Origin of the sequence: Brachyspira sp. (genome assembly GCF_050873525.1) — a bacterium.
Taxonomy (GTDB): Bacteria; Spirochaetota; Brachyspiria; order Brachyspirales; family Brachyspiraceae; genus Brachyspira.
Window position 1 is genome coordinate 1 of record NZ_JBNMIZ010000020.1, and the last position, 21,809, is coordinate 21,809.

At 31.0% G+C, this 21,809-nt stretch carries 22 protein-coding genes; 5 read left to right on the plus strand and 17 right to left on the minus strand.

Annotated features, from left to right (window positions below):
• Positions 1-192: 192 nt before the first annotated feature.
• The 3 genes from ACR0QS_RS02745 (at position 193) to ACR0QS_RS02755 (ending at position 2,618) form a co-directional block, all read left to right on the plus strand.
• The gene (locus ACR0QS_RS02745; protein WP_432631921.1) at positions 193-390 is read left to right on the plus strand and encodes a hypothetical protein; all 198 of its coding nucleotides are present in this window, start codon (positions 193-195) and stop codon (positions 388-390) included.
• The gene (locus ACR0QS_RS02750; protein WP_432631922.1) at positions 387-1,529 is read left to right on the plus strand and encodes a cell surface protein; all 1,143 of its coding nucleotides are present in this window, start codon (positions 387-389) and stop codon (positions 1,527-1,529) included. The genes ACR0QS_RS02745 and ACR0QS_RS02750 overlap by 4 nt, the downstream gene beginning before the upstream one ends.
• A 102-nt stretch (positions 1,530-1,631) precedes the next feature.
• A complete protein-coding gene (locus ACR0QS_RS02755; protein ID WP_432631923.1) occupies positions 1,632-2,618 on the plus strand; it encodes an ankyrin repeat domain-containing protein in 987 nt (328 codons plus the stop codon).
• A gap of 147 nt (positions 2,619-2,765) precedes the next feature.
• Here ACR0QS_RS02755 and ACR0QS_RS02760 read toward each other — a convergent pair whose 3' ends face one another.
• From ACR0QS_RS02760 to ACR0QS_RS02805, 10 genes are all read right to left on the minus strand, one after another.
• Complete coding sequence (locus ACR0QS_RS02760) at positions 2,766-4,220, minus strand: pentapeptide repeat-containing protein (protein ID WP_432631941.1); 1,455 nt, start codon at positions 4,218-4,220, stop codon at positions 2,766-2,768.
• Positions 4,109-4,600, minus strand: coding sequence for a hypothetical protein (locus tag ACR0QS_RS02765; RefSeq protein ID WP_432631924.1), 492 nt, complete (start codon positions 4,598-4,600; stop codon positions 4,109-4,111). The genes ACR0QS_RS02760 and ACR0QS_RS02765 overlap by 112 nt, the downstream gene beginning before the upstream one ends.
• A gap of 249 nt (positions 4,601-4,849) precedes the next feature.
• Positions 4,850-5,983 carry a protein-glutamate methylesterase/protein-glutamine glutaminase gene (locus tag ACR0QS_RS02770; protein WP_432631925.1) on the minus strand — a complete coding sequence of 378 codons (1,134 nt, stop codon included), beginning with the start codon at positions 5,981-5,983 and terminating at the stop codon, positions 4,850-4,852.
• 30 nt (positions 5,984-6,013) lie between these two features.
• Positions 6,014-6,607 carry a chemotaxis protein CheD gene (locus ACR0QS_RS02775; RefSeq protein ID WP_432631926.1) on the minus strand — a complete coding sequence of 198 codons (594 nt, stop codon included), beginning with the start codon at positions 6,605-6,607 and terminating at the stop codon, positions 6,014-6,016.
• Positions 6,608-6,646: 39 nt separating this feature from the next.
• Positions 6,647-7,501, minus strand: coding sequence for a CheR family methyltransferase (locus ACR0QS_RS02780; protein ID WP_432631927.1), 855 nt, complete (start codon positions 7,499-7,501; stop codon positions 6,647-6,649).
• A gap of 19 nt (positions 7,502-7,520) precedes the next feature.
• Positions 7,521-8,054 carry a chemotaxis protein CheW gene (locus ACR0QS_RS02785; RefSeq protein WP_432631928.1) on the minus strand — a complete coding sequence of 178 codons (534 nt, stop codon included), beginning with the start codon at positions 8,052-8,054 and terminating at the stop codon, positions 7,521-7,523.
• 45 nt (positions 8,055-8,099) lie between these two features.
• On the minus strand, positions 8,100-10,229 hold the full coding sequence (locus ACR0QS_RS02790) for a chemotaxis protein CheA (protein WP_432631929.1): 2,130 nt from the start codon (positions 10,227-10,229) through the stop codon (positions 8,100-8,102).
• Positions 10,230-10,282: 53 nt separating this feature from the next.
• The gene (locus tag ACR0QS_RS02795) at positions 10,283-10,651 is read right to left on the minus strand and encodes a response regulator (protein ID WP_432631930.1); all 369 of its coding nucleotides are present in this window, start codon (positions 10,649-10,651) and stop codon (positions 10,283-10,285) included.
• A gap of 35 nt (positions 10,652-10,686) precedes the next feature.
• Positions 10,687-10,926 (minus strand): anti-anti-sigma factor, encoded by a 240-nt coding sequence (locus tag ACR0QS_RS02800; protein WP_137999305.1) that lies wholly within the window; start codon positions 10,924-10,926, stop codon positions 10,687-10,689.
• A gap of 45 nt (positions 10,927-10,971) precedes the next feature.
• Positions 10,972-12,903, minus strand: a complete 1,932-nt coding sequence (locus ACR0QS_RS02805) for a chemotaxis protein (protein WP_432631931.1) — start codon at positions 12,901-12,903, stop codon at positions 10,972-10,974.
• Positions 12,904-13,128: 225 nt separating this feature from the next.
• Here ACR0QS_RS02805 and ACR0QS_RS02810 point away from each other — a divergent pair, with 225 nt between their 5' ends.
• Positions 13,129-13,527, plus strand: a complete 399-nt coding sequence (locus ACR0QS_RS02810; RefSeq protein WP_432631932.1) for a hypothetical protein — start codon at positions 13,129-13,131, stop codon at positions 13,525-13,527.
• A 99-nt stretch (positions 13,528-13,626) separates the two neighbouring features.
• On the opposite strand, the gene ACR0QS_RS02815 is transcribed toward ACR0QS_RS02810, so the two are convergent.
• Complete coding sequence (locus tag ACR0QS_RS02815; protein WP_432631933.1) at positions 13,627-14,082, minus strand: hypothetical protein; 456 nt, start codon at positions 14,080-14,082, stop codon at positions 13,627-13,629.
• A gap of 133 nt (positions 14,083-14,215) precedes the next feature.
• Between ACR0QS_RS02815 and ACR0QS_RS02820 the strand changes: the two genes are divergently transcribed.
• The gene (locus ACR0QS_RS02820) at positions 14,216-15,091 is read left to right on the plus strand and encodes an Rpn family recombination-promoting nuclease/putative transposase (protein ID WP_432631934.1); all 876 of its coding nucleotides are present in this window, start codon (positions 14,216-14,218) and stop codon (positions 15,089-15,091) included.
• Between the two features lie 251 nt (positions 15,092-15,342).
• On the opposite strand, the gene ACR0QS_RS02825 is transcribed toward ACR0QS_RS02820, so the two are convergent.
• The 6 genes from ACR0QS_RS02825 to ACR0QS_RS02850 all read right to left on the minus strand — a co-directional run bounded on the left by ACR0QS_RS02825 (position 15,343) and on the right by ACR0QS_RS02850 (position 21,673).
• The gene (locus tag ACR0QS_RS02825; protein WP_432631935.1) at positions 15,343-15,756 is read right to left on the minus strand and encodes a hypothetical protein; all 414 of its coding nucleotides are present in this window, start codon (positions 15,754-15,756) and stop codon (positions 15,343-15,345) included.
• Between the two features lie 251 nt (positions 15,757-16,007).
• Entirely contained in the window at positions 16,008-16,394 is a 387-nt protein-coding gene (locus ACR0QS_RS02830) for a hypothetical protein (protein ID WP_432631936.1), read from the minus strand.
• Positions 16,395-16,426: 32 nt separating this feature from the next.
• Positions 16,427-16,855 (minus strand): hypothetical protein, encoded by a 429-nt coding sequence (locus ACR0QS_RS02835; RefSeq protein ID WP_432631937.1) that lies wholly within the window; start codon positions 16,853-16,855, stop codon positions 16,427-16,429.
• A 371-nt stretch (positions 16,856-17,226) separates the two neighbouring features.
• Complete coding sequence (locus tag ACR0QS_RS02840; protein ID WP_432631938.1) at positions 17,227-19,194, minus strand: fructose-1,6-bisphosphatase; 1,968 nt, start codon at positions 19,192-19,194, stop codon at positions 17,227-17,229.
• 74 nt (positions 19,195-19,268) lie between these two features.
• Positions 19,269-20,222: an HTH domain-containing protein gene (locus ACR0QS_RS02845; RefSeq protein ID WP_432631939.1), complete on the minus strand. Its 954-nt coding sequence runs from the start codon at positions 20,220-20,222 to the stop codon at positions 19,269-19,271.
• Between the two features lie 98 nt (positions 20,223-20,320).
• Positions 20,321-21,673, minus strand: a complete 1,353-nt coding sequence (locus ACR0QS_RS02850; RefSeq protein ID WP_432631940.1) for an aspartate kinase — start codon at positions 21,671-21,673, stop codon at positions 20,321-20,323.
• Positions 21,674-21,809: the final 136 nt, after the last annotated feature.

A 21,809-nucleotide genomic window follows, 5' to 3' on the forward strand; every position in this document is an offset into this window, starting at 1 on the left:
GTCTCGCAATGACAATAAAAAATAATTTTGCAATTTTTAATTATGCATTTTCGTTCGATGCATTTAATTTTGAAATAATAAGGCGTAGTGAAAATTATGCCTTTGTCTATAATAAATATTTTTGCCGTAATGGAAATAATCGGATTGACAAATTAATCCGTCATTACGAGCGTAAGCGAAGTAATCTATTCTGTGTGGATTGCTTCGCCTCAATCGAGGCTCGCGATGACGGGTTTGAAAGGGACGATTTATTTTCTCGCAATGATTATGGCGGAAAGTTTATTTTCGGTTTTTGGAATAATCTTAATTGTGGCTTTTTATTTAATAGAAAAACTAAAAAAAAATAAATTTATGTCAGCGCATAGCGTTGGCGAAGGAGAACAAAAATGAAGAAAATTCTTCTAACAACAGTAGCTTTGCTTTCTATGGCAAGCGCAAGCGTTTTTGGTATGTATGGGGTTTATACGGATTGGATATTCTTCCTCACGCATGGCAATCAGTTCAGAGCGAGATTAGACCAATTAGGTTTTACTCTTGGCAACGACACAATCAAAGGAACTTTCGGGTTCGACAATAACAGCAGTTATGGTGGAAATGCAGGAGATATGTTAATCAAGGCTACCACTGGCGCTGGCACATCTGGAGATGAGTATGATTGGATTCCTTCAATATCTATGGGAATTGCTTATACTTCTTCTTTAATCGGAGTCGGAGTTGGTTATAATGCAACTCTCGGACCAAGAAAACAAAAATTCAACGGTAAAGAAACCTCAAAAATGGTTCAAATGGCGGCTCATACTCCCGTTTTAGTTTTGAATGCATTGGATAACGCTTTTAGAATGGCAATTCCGATTCAAGTTTATGTTGATAATGATAAAAATTCGGCAGGTGATAAATCAAGCGTTACTGCGGTAAGCGTTGATTCACAATTCAGATATTATACGGGACTCGAAATGTTGCCACAAGTTAGATTATATTTGAGATACGGAAGCGTTGCCTATAATACCAATGCAAGCGGAACGACTACTAAAGGTAAAGTGATGGAATCGTTCGGTTTCGATTTTAGATTCTACTTTGGCTCAATGGTGGAAGAAGTTGCGCTTCAACCTTTAGTTAAACTCGCTTATAACGGCGCATTGGGAAAATACCACAATGTAACGAGAGTGGAAGCGGTTAAATATATGAAAAGCAGTTATAATAATGTGGCTGCAGTTTGGGAACAAGGCGCTTGGGATTTGCAATTAATGTTAGGTTTAGGCTTGACTGCTAACTCCGATATAGTTTCGCTTTATTTAGAACCTCAATTGGGTTTGAAAGTTGACCAAGCTGGAAGCGATGCCGATAAGAATGTTAAAGAAGTTTACGGTTTGGGCTACAATGTTTATGCGGAAATCTATATTACACCTTTGAAAAACCTTGAATGGTATTTTGAAACAACTATAGGTAATTCGTTGAAAACTAGTGCATCTTATGGTTTAGTTCAATTAGAAGCTACTACAGGCGTTACATGGTATTTACCTGCACTGTAAGTTAATTAGTTAGATTAAAAAGTTAGTCTTCTTCGGCGTTGCGAACGGAGGAGACTAATTATTAAATTTAAATTAAAAATTACAAAATAAAGGATATTAAAAATGGAAGATTTAGATTTAATAAAAGCTTGCTACGATGGTAATTTAGTAAAAGTAAAAGAACTAATAGAGAAAGGAGCGTGTATTGATGCCAAAGATAATGGCGATAATACAGCTTTAATGTGCGCTTTAGATAGCGGACAATTAGAAATAGCGGAATATTTAATAGAAAAAGGTGCAAATATTAATGCTCAAAATGTTAATGACGCTACAGCTTTATTAATTGCTTCAAGTTATGGACATTCTGAAACAGTAAAATATTTATTAGAAAAGGGAGCTGATATTAATATCCCAAATGAAAGCAAATCTACAGCTTTAATAGAAGCTTCAAGCAACGGCGATTTAGGAATAGTGAAACTTCTATTAGCAGAAGTGGAAAAAGGAAAAAAAGTTGATATAGATGCCAAAGATAATTATGGTTTTAGCGCTTTAATGTATGCTTCAAATAATAAACGAATAGATATAGCAGAATGTTTAATAGAAAAAGGAGCGGATATTAATACTAAAGATAAAAATGGTTGGACACCTTTAATATGGGCTTCAAGTTATGGATATTTAGAAGTAGTAAAATATTTAATGGAAAAAGGAGCAGATATTAATGCAAAGAATGATGGCGGTTGGACTGCTTTAATGTATGCTTCATATAATGTGAATTTAGAAATAGTAAAGTATTTAATAAAAAATGGAGCGGATATTAATGCAAAGAATAATAATGGGGATACCGCTTTAATGCGAGCTTTAATATATGGAAATGCAGAAATAATAATATGTTTAATAAAAAATAAAGCAGATTTAAATATTAAAAATAAAGATGGTAAAAGTTTTTTGGATTTAATAGCGAATGATAATGAAGTATTAGATTTAGTAATAGGTTTGATAGATGATAATGAGATAAAAAAATTATTAGAGAAAGCCAAGAGAAATAATGATTTATCAATAGTTTCACTTGCTTTTAATAAGTTAAGTAATTTAATTTGCAATCTTTCTTAAATTTTTCACTATAATTCGGCGTTCTTCGTGTGTTGCGAACGGAGGACGCTGTTTTTTTGTTTTAGATTGATTAGTATTAAAATTAATTTGTCATTGCGAGCGTGAGCGTGGCAATCCACTATTAAAATAAATTATTAATTTATAATTTTATTCTTTTTTGCTAAATTTTCTAAACGATTGAACCGTTTGAACCGAGCCATACCAGAAAGCTATTTTTCCTAAAAAATAGAATATTCCTTTAAATATTATTTCTATGCCACTTTTACAATTATATATATAACTTGTATCTGCATTTTCATGTGATATTTGAGAAAAATCGGTTGGAGCTATAAAATTAAATAATTCCTTTATATATTGAGTATCTCTAAAATAAATATATTGAGAAAATCCTACTACTAAACAAATAATCGTAGAAATAAATATATATTCTTCAATATTTTTATTATTATAGTCATTTTTATTATTATAATTACAAAATAAAAAATATATAAAAGAAAGAAAAATATACATAAACATAGGTGTATAATTGATATTATATGATAATGTAAAAAAGAAAGTCGGAAATAATATTGTGCATAAAAAAGATTTAATCCAATTTAAACCGTTATCGCTATATAAAGAACTTAATTCAATAGATATAATATCTCCCCAATCTTTATAACTTTTATTATTTTTTCTTTTTAGTTCTTCTTTATGCATTTCTATTTCTTTTGAACTATATTCTAATGCTTTAATATTATTAGCTTTTTTATATTCGTTATTTTTTAATGCCCTTGCCGTTCCCGAATTTAATATTTTATCAAAATCACATCCAATTATATGTAAATTACCAAGAGTATTTACATTTTTTAAATCTATATTTTCTGCTTTTATATTTCTTAAAATAATTTTTCCATCTATATTCGAATTATTTATAGATATTTTATTTAGTTTAGAATTACTAATATTAACTATAAATAAATTTGAGTTAGTATTTTCAAATATAACGTTATCAAATTTTATTTCTGTGTCGTATTTCATATCAATTAATACTTCAATTTTTTCTGATATCGATATACCATGAAAATATATATTTTTAAAAAAATTAGTCCTAGTAAAAGATGCATTATTAAATGAAGTCCCATAAAAATAAATTTCATTCTTGAAGTTAACAAAAGAAAAATCAACCTTGTTATCAAATGAAACATTAGAAAAATCGACTTCATTATTAAATATAGAATTGGAAAAATCAACTTCATTATCAAATAAAGCTCCAGAAAAATCAACTTTGTCGTAAAATTTAGAGAAATGGAAATCTGCTTCTTTAAATGTAGTGATAGAAAAATTGACTTCATTATCAAATTGAGTCCAAGAAAAATTAACTTTATTCGCAAATGACCCCCCAGAAAAGTATGCTTTATTCTTAAATATAGAATTGGAAAAATTAACTTCGTTATTAAATGAAGCATGAGAAAAATCAACTTCATTATTAAATGAAGCAAAATTAAAATTTACTTTATTATTAAATGAAGTATAATAAAAATCTGTGCCACCAATGAATTTACTTCCAGTAAAATTAATTTCATTGTTGAATAAAGTCCAAGAAAAATTTGCATTTCTAATAAATTTACTACCCATAAAAAAACTTTATTTTTAAATGATGCGTTAGAAAAATTGGCTTCGCTATTAAAAATTAATCCATTGCAATTAATATAGTAGCCTATATCTTCATAAGATAATTTATCAAATAATTTATAGATTATATCATTTAAGTTAAATTCAAAATTTATTTCTATATATTCTATATAATCATCACTAATATTCTCTGCTTTCATTCCTATATTTAAAGTTAAATACCTTTCTTCTACTTTTTTTAATGGTATTTTTTCCCCTAAAATTGCTTCTTCTAATTCTGCTGTTTCTCTTCTTTGTTCTTTTAAGTCATATTTAAGCCATTTAATTAATTCTTCTTCCGTATTATAAACTTTTGGTTGTTCCATCATATATCATAATTCCTAAAATAATAATTTATATAATTATAACAAAAAATTTAATAAATTACGAGTAAATTAATAAAATAATTAGTTGAAATAATTATAGTATCCAATAAAAAATAACGATATGTAGATAATAAAAACTACCAAGTTAATCAAACAAGGTAGCTTTTATTATTTCTATTTCCTAAAAAGTTAGCTATGTGAACCTAATCAAAATAAATTGAAACTAAAATATTCTTATCAATTTACAATAATTTAAGCCTTTTTAAGCGCCGCTGCAAGTATTTTATCCAAAGGCAAAATCTCGTCAACTCCGCCGCGGGCTATAGCTTCTTTAGGCATTCCGAAAACCGTGCAAGTTTCCTCGTTTTGAGCTATATTATAAGCGCCAGCGTCATGCATTTCTTTCATCCCGTTTGCGCCATCGTCTCCCATACCCGTAAGAATTATTCCTATAGCTTTATTTTTCGCATAAACTGCTCCGCTTCTAAATAAAACATCAACCGAAGGTCTATGTCGAGTTACAGGTTCTCCGTCTCGCACTTCCACATAATATTTTCCATTTTTTACTTTAATCATAGTATGCTTTGCGCCTCGAGATAAAATTGCCTGCCCTCTTCCAACGCTCATTCCGTCTTCCGATTCTCTAACTTCTATTTTTAGAACATTATTCAATCTTTTTGCAAAAGAAGTGGTAAAATGTTCGGGCATATGTTGAGTTATAACTATTGGAGGAGCTGAAGGAGTAACATTCTTCAAACATTCAACCAATGCCTCTGTGCCTCCCGTAGAAGAACCTATTAAAATAATTTTATCCAAAGGAACTTCTCTCGAAGGAGTAAGAGGAAGCATAATATCCGCGCTGTTTTTTTGAAACACTTTAAATCCAGAAGTTTGCGGCGCTTCCAAACTAATCGAAGAAGCATGAATAGTAGATTCTCCGCTTTCCACAGGCATAGTAACTCCATGTTTTTTATAGAATTTAGCCCTGTTTGCGTAGGCATTTTTTATCTTTTCAACCAAATCCGTTGCCAACTCTTCGACTCCGTCTCTCACATTTGCGGAAGGTTTTATAACATAATCGAAAGCCCCGATATTCAAAGCATCGAGAGCGAATTCCCTATGTTTTTCAAGAAGTGAGCTAAACATAATAACGGGAATCGGATTATTTAGCATAAGTTTTTTTAGATAAGTTATGCCGTCCATTTCTGGCATTTCAATATCCAAAGTTAAAATATCTGGTTTTAAGGTTTTTATTTTACTTTCGGCAAGTATCGGGTTAGCCGCCGTTCCAACCATTTCCAATGCTGGGTCGGAAGATACGATTTTTGTTAGCAGCTGCCTAATCAAGGCGCTGTCGTCTACTGACATTACTTTAATTTTAGACATATATCAATCCTTCTAATTCTTAATAATTTATTAAAACAATGTAATATCCGATTTCTCTTCAATTTTGTTTTGCAAACTTTTCGAGTATTTTACTTCCTGTTCTACGGAGAATTCTTTAGTTTGAGTTTCCATTTTCTTCATTAAAACTCTGTTTTCCGTATTGAAAAAAAACACTTTTCTGGGCCACGAGCCTCCTATATCTTCGCTGATAATAGGTATTTTTTCTTCAGCTAAAAACTTTTTGGCGAATTTAATATTTTTATCGGGTATTTGAAGCAAATTGCTTGTCATTCCCGTAAGAACATGTCCGCCTCCAAATATTTTTGCCGTAAGATTTTCTTTTTTACCGCCAAGTTTTAATATCTGGTTAATCAAAACTTCCATAGCGAAAAGCCCATATCTCGTATGATTATAATCTTCTTCGGGTTTTTCCCATTCTTTCATTTCTGGGAGCATAAAGTGGTTCATACCGCCGAATTTTAATTTATTTTCAAAAAGACAAACTGCAATACAACTTCCCAAAACGGTTTTAATTACGGCAGGTTCTTTGGCGGCATAATAGCCTCCTATATATATCGTAATGCGCTTAAAACTGCTATCGGCGGCGGATGGAAAATCTACCATAAATATTAATCCCTTATCTAATTGTATAAATCTTTTTATCTAAATTTTTTTATATATATTGCTTGATACATATTTAAATTTATCCGATATTCCAAATAAAGTTTCCGAATGTCCTATAAATACCAAGCTGTCTTCTTTCATATATTTATAAAATTTCAAAAATAATTCCTTTTGAAATTCTTTATCGAAATATATTATAACATTTCTGCAAAAAATCAAATCGAACATCGTATGAATATTAAAATCCGCTTCTTTAAAATTAAGCTGTCTAAAAAATAAATCTTTTTGCAAAACGGTTTTTACTTTATAAAATCCTTCGTTTTCGCCCGAACCTTTAAGAAAATATTTCCTTAAAATGCTGTTTGCTATAGGTTCTACCGATTCCTCTTTATATATTCCGCGCATCGCATGAGATAAAACATTTGTATCGATATCGCTTGCCAAAATTTTAATATCGTATTTATCGTATCTTTCGCCGAAATATTCATGCAAAGTCATCGCTATAGTATAAGGTTCTTCTCCCGTAGAACATGCAGCGGACCATATTCTTAAGTTTTGAACTTTGCCCTCTTTGTAAGATTTTTCCCAAGCTGGCAAAAAATTACTTTTCATATATTCAAAATGTTTATTTTCTCTAAAAAAATCGGTTTTATTTGTGGTGACGGCGTTTATAAAATTTGTAACTTCTTCGTCATCGGAAGCGTTTTTTAAAGAATCTATATATTCCTTAAAAGTATCCATATGCAAAGCTCTTAATCTTTTGCTTATTCTCGCATTAACCAAAGCTCTTTTATGTTCCGTCATTTGAATGCGGGTTTTATCGTATATAATTTTAACCAATTCGGAAAATTCGGAGTCGGTTAAAGACGGCATACGAGAGTTTAATTCTTCCATAATCAAAACCTAAATTAAATTATTGTATAGTTTTATTAATTTCTTCGTTCGATTTTACTATATCGTCTATAGGCAAAACCATAACTATTTTATTTTCAAGTCTTATAACATTAGATATTTGAAGTCCCCTCATATTGTCAATCGGAGTTTCGGTTATCTGACTTTCAAATACAGTTATAACATCGCTTACCATATCCGCCAATATTCCGAATCTTCTATTTGCATTCGATATTACTATAATAACATCGTCTTCTATCGAGCGGTCGTCTCTTCTTTCGAGTCCGAATCTTATTCTTATATCTACAACATGCAAAATATTTCCTCTTAAATTAATAAGCCCTCTCATATATTTTGGACTTCCAGGAACGGGAGTAATATTTGTAACGCTTACTATACTTTCTATACTTAAAACATCGAGAGCGTATTCTTCGTTATCTATTTTGAATACCAAAAACTGCTGACTCGCCTCTGTGGTAATATTTTCTTCATTTTCCAAACTTCCAACTTGAGGTATATTAGCCGAATTAATTTTTTGATTTTGATTGTCTATCATAATTTAATCCTTAATAATATTATTAATTTACACATTTTGCACATTTTAGACATTGTTAATTTTTCCCTGTAAAGATATATTAACTAGTCCCTGTATATCTATAATAAGCGCTATTCTTCCGTCTCCAAGTATAGTGCCGCCTGAAATTCCAGAATGCTTACTGAATGCAGAATCCAAAGATTTAATAACCACTTGCTGCTGGTCTAATAATTCGTCTACAAATATCGCGCATCTTCTATATCCCGCTTCCACAACGACAACTATGCCTTTATCTATATCATCAACTTGAGTGTCTATATCGAATACTTTATGAAGTCTTATTAAAGGCAAATATTCGTCTCTGATTTTTATCATCTCGCCCTTGCCTTCAAAAGGTTTTATCTGCTCGTTTTTTACTTTCATTTGTTCTATAATAGATATTAAAGGCATTATATATATCTGTTCGCCCAAAGCGAAAGTAATTCCTTCTATTATAGCCAAAGTCAAAGGCAATTTTATTATGAATGTGCTTCCCTTTCCTTCTTCTGATTTTATTTCTATTTTTCCTTTCATTTTTTCCACATTCGCTCTAACCACATCCATACCTACGCCTCTGCCCGATATGTCGGTTATTTTTTCGGCGGTAGAAAGTCCCGGGCTGAATATCGTTCTATATATTTCCGCATCGGTATATTTTCCGTCTTTTGAAAGCAAACCTTTTTCAATCGCCTTATTATAAATCCTTTCTTTATTTAATCCGTTTCCATCGTCCGAAACTTCTATTACGACATGCCCTTCTTGGTGAGCCGCCGACATCGTTATAGTTCCAAATTCAGGTTTTCCTCTTTCAATTCTTATTTCTTTAGTTTTTTCTATTCCATGGTCCATAGAATTTCTTATAATATGTTTAAGAGGGTCGGAAAGCTGTTCCAACATATTTTTATCTATTTCGGTAGTTTCCCCTTTAAGAACGAGTTTTACTTCTTTATTCAATTCCAAATTCAAATCTCTAACATATCTATGGAATTGATTGAAAATAGGTCCCACTGGCATCATACGAATATTCATAACTTCTTCTTGTATCTGCCTTGAAGTTCTATCCATCGAACTTACCGCTTCTTTGAGTCCGTTGTCTATATCCAAACTTTGAGTAAGCTGCATTATTCTCGATTGAGCTATAACTAATTCTCCGATTAAATTCATTAAACTATCTAATTTTCTCGTATCGACACGAACCGTGGAAGGAGCTTGCACTTTTGCCGAAGAAGATTTTTGAGCGGGAGCTTGAGGTTTTGCCTGCTCAGTTTTCGTTTCCTCTTGTTTAGTTTCTTTTGGAGCTTCGGCGGGAGTTTCTTCTTTTTTAGTTTCGGTAGCGGCTTCTGGTTGAGGAGCGGTTTTAACTTCTTGAGCGCCGTCTTTGGCTTCCGAAATATTAATATCGTTATCGTCTATTACGAATAAAAATATATTTTGAACCTGCTCTATAGTAGAATTAGTTTCGAGTTCCAACGAAAATTGAGTATAGCATGTATAAGGGTCTTCCAACGCCGAAATTGGAGGAACATTTGAATAATCTATTTTTAAATTTTTTATAGTTCCTATGGCTTTTAAGTCGTTTAAAAACATAAGAGGGTCTATTCCGTTGTCAAAAATAGTAGCCTTAAAACCCATATCTATATGAAATACATTTGCGCCGCCAGATTTTTCAGGCTCTTCTGTTTTGACTTCTTCTTTTGCAGTTTCTTTAGGTTCTTCCGTTTTAGGAGTTTCTTTTTTAGGCTGAGCCTCTGTTTCAATATCTTCATTTCCGTCCGCTATCGCTTTAATTTTTGCCTTTAACGATTCTATATTATCGACTCCTTCGGCTTCGCCTTTTCCGTCTATAATATTTTGAAGCATTATTTTAACGGTATCCAAAAATTCAAGCAAAACGGTTATCATTTTAGGAGTTACATCCAGTTTACCGCTTCTTACTTTTTCAAGCAAATTTTCCGCGACATGGTTTAATTCGCTCATTGTTGTAAATCCAACCGTTCCAGCGGAAGATTTTAAAGTATGCGCGCTTCTAAATATTTTATTTAATAAGTCTTCATCGCTTTTATTGTCTTCTAGTAAAACCAAATCGTTTTCCAAACCTTCTACTATTTCATTGGCTTCGCTTAAGAATATCGAGATAAATTCATCGCTATCAAACATATATTATCATCCTCTCTTTTATAAATTCTTAAATTTAAAATAAATAAATATTATTAATTCAAGAATCTTTTAACAACATCCAAAAGCTGAGTAGGATTAAACGGTTTTACGAGCCAACCGCTTGCGCCCGCAGCTTTTCCTTCCATTTTCTTTTCGTCTTGCGATTCGGTAGTAAGCATAAGAATAGGAGTGTATTTATATTGGTCGAATTTCCTAACATTCTTTATAAATTCTATTCCGTCCATTTTAGGCATATTAAGGTCCGTTATTATCATATCTATAGTCGGAGATTTGCCCAATACATCCAAACCCGTAGTTCCATCGTCCGCCGATAGAACCTCATAACTGCCTTTTTTTAAAGTATATTCAACGGACGCTCTTGCCGTATTTGAATCGTCAACTATCAGTATTGTTTTAGCCATATATTTAACCTCTTATTTAATTTATATTACAAATTTTAATTATTTAAATATTCAATAAATAAATTATCAAGTCCTTCAACTATAAGTTTTTTTTGATTTTTATCAAGTTCTTTTTTTACCGCGTAAAGTATTTGAAGCCCCGCCAAATCGACATTAGAACCTTCGGGAAATTTTACCGTAATATCCTCGTTATAATTTGCGGCTTTAAAAACATTTTTAAAATATTTTCCCATAGTCCTAACATTAAGATTATCGTCTAATTCCATAACGGACATTTTAATACCTCCAAAGATTTATAATTATTATAAATCTATCTTAAATTAAAATAAAGTAAAATCGCCGCTGTCGGCTCCTTCTTCTATATTTATATCGACATTTGGCGCGTTTTCTCCAGATAAAATACTATTCGCAATCATTCTCTCTTTCTTTATCGTGTATGAATTTATTATATCCCAATATTTATCACTTTCTATTTTCCAGTTTTCAATTCCTAAAGAAGTATAATATTTGTCTTTCTTTTCTTTTATAATATTTCTCATTTTATCAAAAATATCGTTAATTTCGTCTATTTTCGACATCAAAGTATTTAAAGAACTCAAATCGATTAAAGTCTTGTCTATCAAAACGAATAATTCTTTAGCATGACTTTCAAGTCTTTTTACATTTCCGTCTATTATCGATTTTGATTCTTCGAGCCTTTTATTAACATTTCCCGTCATAGATTCTATAAAATCATGTTCGTTGGATTGAGATTTTATATTCGTTTTAAATTTATTTATAGAAACTATTATATCCGCTTTAATGTCTTTGAATTGTTCCAAACATTTATCCACCGTTTCCGTAATATTTGCAGCTATTGATTCGATACTTTCTATAGAAAATGTTTGAGAATCCGTGAAAACATCAGCGTTTTTTTCAAGTTCTATTTTCGATAAAAAATTAATCGAGTTAAAAGCTCTCGCTATATTTTTTGTTTCCGTAAACATATTTTCCAATTCTTCTATAGAGTCGATTATCGTAGTATTATTGTCGGATATTTTATATTTATTCGTAAGGGATATTTGAAAATTTTCCATATAAAGATTAATAAAGTTTGTATATTCGGTAAATATGGAATTTGATACGGTAAAAGGAAATTCCGATTTTCCCGATTCCGTTCCTATCATATATTCCACTATAGTATCTCTGTCCAACGAAATATCGGCTAAAATTTCTTCAAACTCTTTCAAGTTCTTATAAATAAAAGAATTCGTATCGCTAATCTCTCCGTAAATCGATTTAAAATTTTCTATAATTAAAGTCAATACCAAATCGTCAAAAGTTAGCAAATCGAGCAGTTTATGTTCTATTAATTTATTTTTTTCTTCTTCCAGTTCTTCGGCGTCCATATCTTCGACCATCGAACCGTAATAATCGACAAATTTTTTATTTTCTTCCACTATTGATTTTATCGATTCTATTATATGTTCCGTTTGCTGACGAATTATGTCTTCTCTCGGCAAAACCATCATTATTTCAAATATATAATCGGAAGTGTTGTCTATTCTCGTTAAAATATTCGATATTAAATTTGAAAATGCGGCGAAAGAATTAACCATATTGTTATGTTCTTTATATAGCTGTTCTTTCATTATTGTAAAATTATTTTTTTGAATTTCGTTGATTTTAAGAATTTCCGATTTAAAATTTTCAAATCTTTCAAACAATTCATGTCCCATTTTATTCATTTGAGACGCATGTTCGTTGGAATTTTCGGACATATTTATTATATTTTTTGATATTTCTCCGAATGCTTTTCCTCCAGCTCCATGTTTGGAAGATATTACAATCGCATTTAAAGAATAAACTTTAATCTGGTCGGCTAATTTTTTTATCTCTTCTATCGAATCGACTACAATATTTATTTTATCCACATTTTGAATAATAGCTTCCGATAAAATATTGTCGTTTTCTATAAGTTTCTGCATTCTATCGAAAGATTTTAAGAAGTCGTTTTGATTTTCTTTCAAGTCGTCCGAAAATTTCTTTTTATCCTCGTCTTCGCTTATGAAATAAGATAATAAAATATTCGCTCTTTCGTTTTCATTTTTCATTTCCTGTTCGATTACGGGAAATTTTTCGGCTATAAAGCTATATACTTTTCCGACCTCTTGCAGGAAAGATTCTATATCTTTAACTGTAGTTTCAAGTATCACGGAATAATCGGTTATATCTTGGCTTATACTTTTATCTATTACTTCTAATTGAGGCATTTAATTTCCTAATTTCTTAATCTTTATTCTTTTCTAATCTAATTTCTAATTTATTAAATCAAATATATCATTTATTATAAATTTTTGCAAGCGAATTTATATCGTTTTAATTTTTCGTAATTCTTTGAAATAATCTTTAATTTTGTATATTAATTCCGATAAACATAATATCGGGAAAATATTTGTAAAGTTAAAAGTAATAAAGTAATGAGGATATTACTGCTAATGAAAAAAATATTCGCAATATTTATTTTAATTTTTATCGCTTTATCGTTCAATGGATGCACGGTAGGATTTTTGGGAGTTCCCGATGCATTCAAAGGATATTATCAAAGCGAAGATACTATTTTAGACGAAGAGACTTATTTATTTATTTATGTAGCCACAGGTTCTTTAACCATATATTTAAGCATTGACGGAGACACAAATATTAACAGTTCAAATCGAAAAGATTATGCGAGCATAAGTCCTTACAATATAATAGGTTTCGATTATAATTATACATTTGAAACGGGAACTATGAACGGAACTGTAAACTTCAACGGAAGAGAAGGAGCGGATGTCGTAATCCAAGAAAATAGTTCGCAAACCACAATCAGAACATATTGCCGAAAAGTAAGTTAATTGAAATAAAAAATATAAAAAGCGTAATAAAAAAATCATTATTGAGAGAAAACTCCCAATAATGATTAGTATCCAACTTCAATTATTATTTATCTTATTTTAGAATTTAGCTACAAATTTTTGTCCGTCATATTTGCTGTCAAACAATATAGAAGACAAATTACCGTTAGCATCATAATTAGGCGTTGCATCAGTTACAAGTAATTTTGCACCGTTTACTATAAAGTTAAATCCGACTTTGCTGTTTTTAGCTTTTATTGGAGTTTTACCTTCGGCATTAATTACTAAAGGACCTTGTCCGCCAAACGCGTCTTTGTATTCGATTGTTATTTGAGCGTTTTTAACCGTTGCTTTGAAATCGCCGCTAACAAATGTTCCTTCAACGATTTCAGCCGTATCTCCAGCGCCTCCGCCTATAACTTCTTCCGTTCCCGCTTCTGTAGATAAATTAGCAGAAGCCGTCACTTTGTTTTTACAAGCTACGGACAACATAGCTATTAAAGCGATAATAACTAAAGTTGAAAGTTGGAATTTAAAAGTTCTTTTGTTCGTCATAATATGACCTCCTGAATGTTTATTTAATCTTTCTATCCATAAGATAACGATTATTTGCAAATCGTCAAGCACTTTTTTATTTATAATAGAAATTCTTTTTTGACAAATAAAATTACTCTGTTATAATATACTTATGATTGAAAAAGATTTTAAAGTTTTGAACGATTATTTTATGCGGTATCTACTCGCAAAAGAAGACAGCCAAAATATTCTAAAAGATTTAATTAATTCCGTGAGAATTGACGCAGGACAAGAAAGCTTTGAGGAAGTAACTATTTTAAATACTTTCAACTTGAAAGAATCAATTAACGGAAAAGAGACGATTGTTGATGTAAGAGCGAAAACAAAGAGCGGAGAAACAGTTATTATTGAAATTCAAAGAGTAGGAAATAAGGCTTTTATTTATCGAGGACTTTACTATTGGGCAAAAAGCTACACTGCGAATTTGAAAGCAAAAAATAAATACGAAGATTTAAATCCCGTGATTAGCATTAATATTTTGGATTTCAATTTAACCGAAAATAAAGATAAGCCTCACAGTTGCTATTTTATAAAAGAATATGACACAAACGAAATATTGACTAATCATTTTGAAATGCATTTTTTGGAACTTAAAAAATTTAATGAAAAATCAAATTTATACGAACCGCTTGCTGATTGGTTTAAATTTTTAAATATTAAAAAAGATTTGGAGGATACGATGAAGGTTTTAGTAGAAAAAAATCCCATAATGAAAGAAATTTATGACAAATACAATAAGTTTGTAAAAAATGACGATTTGACGGAAGGCTACACAGAATGGGAAGAAAATTATTTTAGAATGCTCACTTTAAGCGAGGAAAGATTGCAAGGCAAACTTGAAGGTATAAAAACTGGCGAAGAAAATAAAGCGATTTCAATAGCCAAAACCTTAAAACAAATGAACATGGATGACGCATCAATAAGCAAGGCTACAGGCTTAAGCGTTGAAGAAATTCGCGAACTGCGTCCAGACGGGAAAAAACTATAATTTTAAAAACTATTTTCATGCTAAAACGATTTGCATGTTAATTATTTGAGTTGATGAAATCCGTAAACTGCATAACTTTAATTTATAAAAATTAAAATAAACTTAAAAATAACAAAACTATTTTATTTATCAAAATCTTAAATTAATTTAGATAAAAATTAAACCCGCGACAAAATTAACTGAAGCGGGCAAATTCTCAATTATTTTATAAACTATTTATAACATTTTACAACAAAATAATCAAAGTTATTTTATGGGGTAGCATTATTTTTTTCACAAATAACATCCCACATTTTAGTATAAGGATAAATTCTTTGCTGAAAAGATATTTTAATTTGTTCATCGCTAATAAATCTTATACTTCCAGAAATGAGTCCGTTTTGAAAGCTAATATTCGGATAAGTTCCAGAGATTGCATTTCCAGTTTCTGAGTCAGTTATACTAACTGTTTCGGCATCGCTTGTGTTTGGGGTTGTTCCTTTAGCAGTAAATCCTACAATGATTTGAGAACTAGTTACATTAACGCCTAAAAAAATGTCATTCATTATTGCTTTGCTACTATAATAAGTATCAGTTGGTAAACTATCAACCATTAAAGGAGAGGCGCAAGTATATAAAATAATTCCGCAAATGAGTGTAAAAATCAAAAAAATCAATCTCTTCATATATAAAAAATCTCCGCATTATTATTTATTATCGTAATTTTTCAAAATTCCTTAATCTATTTACTTATCATTACGAAATAATCCCATTAATTGATTACTTCGGGCTAAAGCCCTCGTAATGACAAAAAATGCAAGTCATTGCGAGCGTTGCCAAAGGCACACAGAGTGAGCGTGGCAATCCACTATATTATTGCTTCGATTTGTAGAACAAATCTCGCAATGACATTTTTATTTATAAAAAACCGTTTTATTTACGGCTGTTTAGTGCATACGGTTTCGCCGATTGTATAATAATCGGGAATCAATTCTCTAAATGTCACTATAACTTTATTATCAGTTACAAATTTCAAAGTTCCCGCTCCTTTGCTGTTTTGAAAACTATAATTAGGGTCGACTCCCGTTATATTCGTGGCATATACCGTATAGCTCTTTCCAGTGGTTAATGTCCCGCCGTTAGTATTCACATATCCCATATTGAAACCGCCTCCGCTGATAATTATTTGCAAAGCGCGTTTTTGTAAAGTAGGCTGATTTCCAGTATAAGTTCCGTCTCTATTTACAATGGGAGTTTCCACATAAGAGACGCAGGATAAAATCATAACAAATATGAATATAAATATATAAAATATTCTTTTCATAAATTTTGTCTCGAAATAAATATTATTATATATCAAGGATTACCACTAACACATGTAATATTTTCTAGTAAAAGATATGGAGCTTTAAGCCTCGTAAGATTTACCGTTATAGCGCTGGCATCCGCGACAGTTACCGATAAAGTCATTTCATTATTTCCATAGGTGTAATTTCCAGAATCTCCCGAAATATTCGTTAATGTTACATCTGATGATGTTGTTGCGTTATTAGTTTTAATACCTACCTTAACAGAAAGCGCAGAAAGACCGCTAATAGTCAAATTTACCCCTGTTCCTAAAATTGGCTCCTCGCTTGTATAACTTTTACCTGATGCTATAGGAGTTTGAGTTGTATCCGTCATAGCGGTTGCTGGAGTTGGTCCGCAGGCTTGAATAAATACAAAAATAAAGAAAATAAATAAAATAGCGTTCGTCAATAAATTTTTCGTTAATCGGTTTTCCATAAAAATACCCTTTCGATTTGTAATATAAAAATAATAACAAATTTTTAATATTATGTCAACGGTTTTTTAATTTAAAATTAATAAATTCTTCATTGATTAAAAAAATTTATTATTATTCATTATTAATAATTATCGAAATTTTTTAAGTTATGTTAATGATTTTTTTAATAAAATCCGTAATGTCAAGTTTTCGTAATAATAAAATAAGTCATTGCAAGCCGTTTATTTTCCATCGTCATTGCGAGCTTTTGTGAGAAAGCGAAGCTATCCAAAATAATAAAATTTATTTTTTGTAGATTACTTGGCTCTGCCCTCGTAATGACAAATATAAAATCTGTCATTGCCTATGGTTATTAACAAACTTTAATTTTCTATTCTCTCTTCTCTTTTACTATTCCGCTTTTGTAGGCGTCTAAAAGTTCGGATAAATCGGATATTCTTTTTTCAAGCGCCTTTCCAGTATCAGTTTCGCCGACAGTGATTCTTTTATTAAATCTTTCCACTATCGTAGTTTTCGGCGAGATTCTAAAACCCGATTCAACGACTTCGGCAAAAGGACGATGTTCGGCAATAATCATGGCATTCGAGTTCGATATTAAAGTATATCCTCCGATTCCCGTGCTTTTATGATATGCTTTCGATAATCCGCCGTCTATAACGAGGAGTATTCCTTCGCCTTTTATCGGACTTTCGCCTTTATGAGTTTTTACGGGAACATGTCCGTTTACGATATGCGATTTATTTACATCCAAATCAAATTCTTTCAATATGCTTTTGCAATATTCTTTATGTTCTATATGATAATAATACGGATTATAATGTTCTTTATGAGTCGCTTTATCTTCTATAAAATATCTTTCAAAAGTCGTCATTTTATTTTTTCCAAATAGCGGAGATTTCGGACCGCTCCATAAATACCAGCAGTAATCAAGAGCGTTTAATTGTTCCTCGCTTCCAACTTCGCAGTAAAAAGCCTTTCTCACTTTATCTTCCACTTGTTTCAAATATTTCATGCCCGATAAATATTGTCCGTCAATATAAACATCGTCAAAAGTTCCGTCCTCTTTCGTTGGAATGCAACCATGATAAAGCAAATTGCCATTGAATATTTTATATATTCCGCCCTTATCGTAAATATAATTAGTATGTCTTTGCAAAACGGGACTGTTTACAAAAGAAGCAGCCAAAGTCTGAATCAAAATATTTTCTTCTTCGGTTAATTCAAAAGGTTTTTCGGGATTGATAGTCGGAAAATTTTTATCTTTCAATTCATAAACTTTATCCTCAATCTTTATCGTTCCATTTTTATAATCTATTTTATCGAGCAAAATTCTTTCGTCCATTCCGTAATTAGGATGCCTTTTTATTAATTGACATTCCAATTTAAATTGAATTATAGAAATCGCTTTATGCATTTTAGCCGCCAAATCTTTATCCACTTCGTCATACATATTTTTATCCAGAGTATTCGGCTTAAAAACTTCGCAAGGGTCGTCTTTATAAACTTCGTTTGCAAAAGAAGAAAGCGAGCGCAAATTTATTCCGTAGCTGTATTCGAGCAAATCGAAATTATTATATCTTATTGCAAGACGAGCCGCATTGGCAACGCAAATCAAACTTCCTTTAGCCGCTCCGAGCCAGTGAATATCATGATTTCCCCAAGCAATGTCGACTTCGTTAAAAGTCATTATGCTTTCCATAACTTTATCGGGATGAGGTCCTCTGTCGTAAATATCGCCGACTATATGAAGCCTGTCAACAGAACATTGACGAATCAACTGACATAATGCGATAATAAATTTTTCTTCCGCCGCAAGTTCTATTATTGAATCAATTATTGAAAAATAATAATTTTCTTTATTTTCTTCGTTTCCAGTTTGAAGAAGTTCGTCCAATATGTATGAAAAATTTGAAGGCATTTTTTTTCTAATTTTTGAACGAGTATATTTGCTTATAACCACTTTGCAAATTCTTATTAATCTATAAATCGTTATTCTGCACCAATCGTTAAAATCTTCTCTTGCCGATTTTTGATTTATAAGATTTTTCGTGTCTACGATTAATATTTGAAGTTCCACTCTTTCGTTTTCGGGCAAAGTATTTTTGAATAATAATTCTATTTTTTCTCTTATAACGCCCGAAGAAGTTCCGAGCAAATATTCGAATCCTTCCGATTCTCCATGTATATCGCTTAAAAAATATTCCGTTCCTTTCGGAAGCTGCGAAATAGCTTTTAAGTTTATTATTTCAACCGAAGCATCGTCAATAGTCGGATAATTTTTTGAAAGAAGCTCCAAATAATCTTTGTCTTTTTTATCTTTATAATTTTCGTTTGCCATAAAAAACTCCTTGATTTAAGAAATAAAATTAAGTTATATATTAAGTATATACAAATTTACGCGTTAATCTATAGTTAATTTGGATTATTTAATCTATTATTTTTTATCATGCCGTATATAATATTATTTTTTGATTTTGTCGGTGCGTCTAAAATTTCATTAACATCGTCTATAAAATCTTTAAACTGTTCGTTTTGGCATAATTTATCCATAGTTTCAATATCCAAATAAGCTCTTTTTTGAGCCGAAAATAATATATTTGAATCTTCGGGATTATCGTAATTTAAATGAATTATCCCAACTCCGAAAGATTGATTAAGTCTCTTTAACTCTTCCATTAAATCCAAATTATCTACATCAATATCTTTAGCCACAAGCCAAGCCTCATTAGCCCAACCAGAATTTGACAAAGTTTGAAAATAATGTTGCACTAAATTATTTAATTTAAGTTCTACTTTTAACTCGTAAGCGTATATTTGAGTTGTCGGTAAATTTATATGATTAAATAATTCTAAAATCGGTTTATTAATATAATCTTTAAATGTTACGGCGACAATATCGGGAGTTCCCCATCTCATTTTACCTTTTATGCTTACATCCGTAGCGTTTGCGTTTATAGTTTTGGAATATATTTTCATTGAATTTAAAAATTGAGTTAACGGTTTATGCAAATCCGCTTCGAATATTTTATTTGCGTTAGTCGTTTGATTATTTATCGTATCGTCATCGCTATCTTCATCATTATCTTCTTCTACTATTATATTTTGATTATTATTATCGATTTTGCTTTTTAAAAAGAATTTTCCTTTGCCTGTTTTTATAAATATTGTGTCGTTAGGATTGTATTTTATTTCCGTGTATATTTTTGCCCCTAAACTTGCAACGGGCGTTTTACTCATTTTACCGTCTAATGTTTTTTCTATTTCCTTATCTAATCCTAATTCAATAGCTTTATTCCAAATATCATCAACTCTCATTGGAACTTCGCTTTGCTCTAAAACTATTTTTGCGGCTTCCGAATATGTCATAATAACTCCATAAAATATATTCACTATATAATAAATCAAATTATGAAAAAAGCAAATTATAATAAAGAATTTATAAATTATAAAAAATTAACGAATTTTTAATTCTCAAAAAAAGTTTGATACAGAGATTTTATTGCTTTATTCAAATCTTTTTGTTTTACGCCAATCATAATACTCGCTTCGCTTATACTTTGGTTAAGCATTTCAATATTGACTTTTGCCTTTTCCATAGATTGCATCGCTTTAGCCGAAGTTCCTATTGTTTCCTGCATGCCTTCGCCGACAAGCATGATTAAGGCAAGTTCATGGTCGAAAAAAACATTATCGACTTTAAGCTCGTCTCTCACTCTTTCGTATATTCTTTTTTCTTTTTCGGGAGTTATCGCCGAATTTCTAACGATTACCGAAATATTATCTATTCCCGAAGGAGCATGCTGATAAGGAATATTTTCGTTTTCTATTATTTCCAAAAGTTTTCTGCCGAATCCGACTTCTCTATTCATTAAATATTTGCTCACATACAAACATGAAAAGTCCGACTCGCCCGAAACTCCAACTATTGGATTTTTGCTTTTATCTCTTCCCGCAACAATTTTCGTGCCTTTAGATTCCGTATTATTCGTATTAAGTATATGAACGGGAATATTTGCTTCATAAACGGGCTGCAGCGATTCGGGATGCAAAACATTGAATCCTCCGTAACTCAACTCTCGCATTTCTCTATATGTGAATTCGTCTATAAGTTTAGGATTATCTATTATTATTGGAGATGCCGCAAAAACTCCGTCAACATCCGTAAAATTTTCGTAAATCTCCGCGTTGACGGCTTTTGCCAAAATCGAACCCGTTATATCGCTTCCGCCTCTTGGAAAAGTTACGACATCGCCTTTCTCCGTATAACCGAAAAATCCCGGAAATATTATTAAAGCGCTTTCATTTTTTAATTTCGATAAATTTTTATAAGATTTTTCCAAAACCGTAGCATTTCCAAATTCTTCCGAAAGAAAAAGTCCCGCCTCTTTTGGATTTATATATTTTGCTTTAGTTCCCAAAGAGTTAATATAAGCCGCCACAATTTTTGCGCTTATATCTTCGCCCAAAGCCTTTACTCCGTCTTTAAATTTAACGGCTAAAGATTTGTCTTCCGAAATTCTTAATTTTATATCTTTATTGATTTCTTCCAAAAGTTCGTTTGATAAAGATAGTTCTTCTATTATTCCTTTAAATCTTTCCATTATTATTTTAAGTTCATGATTTCCGTCATTTCCCGAAAGTATAGAATCGGCAAGAAGTATAAGAAGGTCGGTTACTTTTGTGTCTTCTTTGAGTCTTTTTCCCGGCGCCGAAACTACGATTATTCTCCTTTCGTTATCGGCAAGAATAATATCGACTACTTTTTTTATTTGATTTGCGTTAGCCAAAGACGAACCGCCAAATTTTGCAACTTTCATTTTTATTCTCCAAATTTTCAAAAATAAAATTACTATATATAATATCATAAAATTTGTTTTTAATCAACGATTTATTTGCAATTTTTCTATCAAATCTATTTAATTATTGAAAATTTTTTTCTATACTCTATAATAA

Bases quoted from the DNA above. Each gene is read 5' to 3' on its own strand.
- ACR0QS_RS02790 (WP_432631929.1), bottom strand. From the start codon at position 10,229: ATGTTTGATAGCGATGAATTTATCTCGATATTCTTAAGCGAAGCCAAT.
- ACR0QS_RS02805 (WP_432631931.1), bottom strand. From the start codon at position 12,903: ATGCCTCAATTAGAAGTAATAGATAAAAGTATAAGCCAAGATATAACC.
- ACR0QS_RS02800 (WP_137999305.1), bottom strand. From the start codon at position 10,926: ATGTCCGTTATGGAATTAGACGATAATCTTAATGTTAGGACTATGGGA.
- ACR0QS_RS02795 (WP_432631930.1), bottom strand. From the start codon at position 10,651: ATGGCTAAAACAATACTGATAGTTGACGATTCAAATACGGCAAGAGCG.
- ACR0QS_RS02820 (WP_432631934.1), top strand. From the start codon at position 14,216: ATGATTGAAAAAGATTTTAAAGTTTTGAACGATTATTTTATGCGGTAT.
- ACR0QS_RS02750 (WP_432631922.1), top strand. From the start codon at position 387: ATGAAGAAAATTCTTCTAACAACAGTAGCTTTGCTTTCTATGGCAAGC.
- ACR0QS_RS02835 (WP_432631937.1), bottom strand. From the start codon at position 16,855: ATGGAAAACCGATTAACGAAAAATTTATTGACGAACGCTATTTTATTT.
- ACR0QS_RS02830 (WP_432631936.1), bottom strand. From the start codon at position 16,394: ATGAAAAGAATATTTTATATATTTATATTCATATTTGTTATGATTTTA.
- ACR0QS_RS02770 (WP_432631925.1), bottom strand. From the start codon at position 5,983: ATGTCTAAAATTAAAGTAATGTCAGTAGACGACAGCGCCTTGATTAGG.
- ACR0QS_RS02825 (WP_432631935.1), bottom strand. From the start codon at position 15,756: ATGAAGAGATTGATTTTTTTGATTTTTACACTCATTTGCGGAATTATT.
- ACR0QS_RS02785 (WP_432631928.1), bottom strand. From the start codon at position 8,054: ATGATAGACAATCAAAATCAAAAAATTAATTCGGCTAATATACCTCAA.
- ACR0QS_RS02810 (WP_432631932.1), top strand. From the start codon at position 13,129: ATGAAAAAAATATTCGCAATATTTATTTTAATTTTTATCGCTTTATCG.
- ACR0QS_RS02775 (WP_432631926.1), bottom strand. From the start codon at position 6,607: ATGGTAGATTTTCCATCCGCCGCCGATAGCAGTTTTAAGCGCATTACG.
- ACR0QS_RS02850 (WP_432631940.1), bottom strand. From the start codon at position 21,673: ATGAAAGTTGCAAAATTTGGCGGTTCGTCTTTGGCTAACGCAAATCAA.
- ACR0QS_RS02845 (WP_432631939.1), bottom strand. From the start codon at position 20,222: ATGACATATTCGGAAGCCGCAAAAATAGTTTTAGAGCAAAGCGAAGTT.
- ACR0QS_RS02840 (WP_432631938.1), bottom strand. From the start codon at position 19,194: ATGGCAAACGAAAATTATAAAGATAAAAAAGACAAAGATTATTTGGAG.
- ACR0QS_RS02755 (WP_432631923.1), top strand. From the start codon at position 1,632: ATGGAAGATTTAGATTTAATAAAAGCTTGCTACGATGGTAATTTAGTA.
- ACR0QS_RS02780 (WP_432631927.1), bottom strand. From the start codon at position 7,501: ATGGAAGAATTAAACTCTCGTATGCCGTCTTTAACCGACTCCGAATTT.
- ACR0QS_RS02815 (WP_432631933.1), bottom strand. From the start codon at position 14,082: ATGACGAACAAAAGAACTTTTAAATTCCAACTTTCAACTTTAGTTATT.
- ACR0QS_RS02765 (WP_432631924.1), bottom strand. From the start codon at position 4,600: ATGATGGAACAACCAAAAGTTTATAATACGGAAGAAGAATTAATTAAA.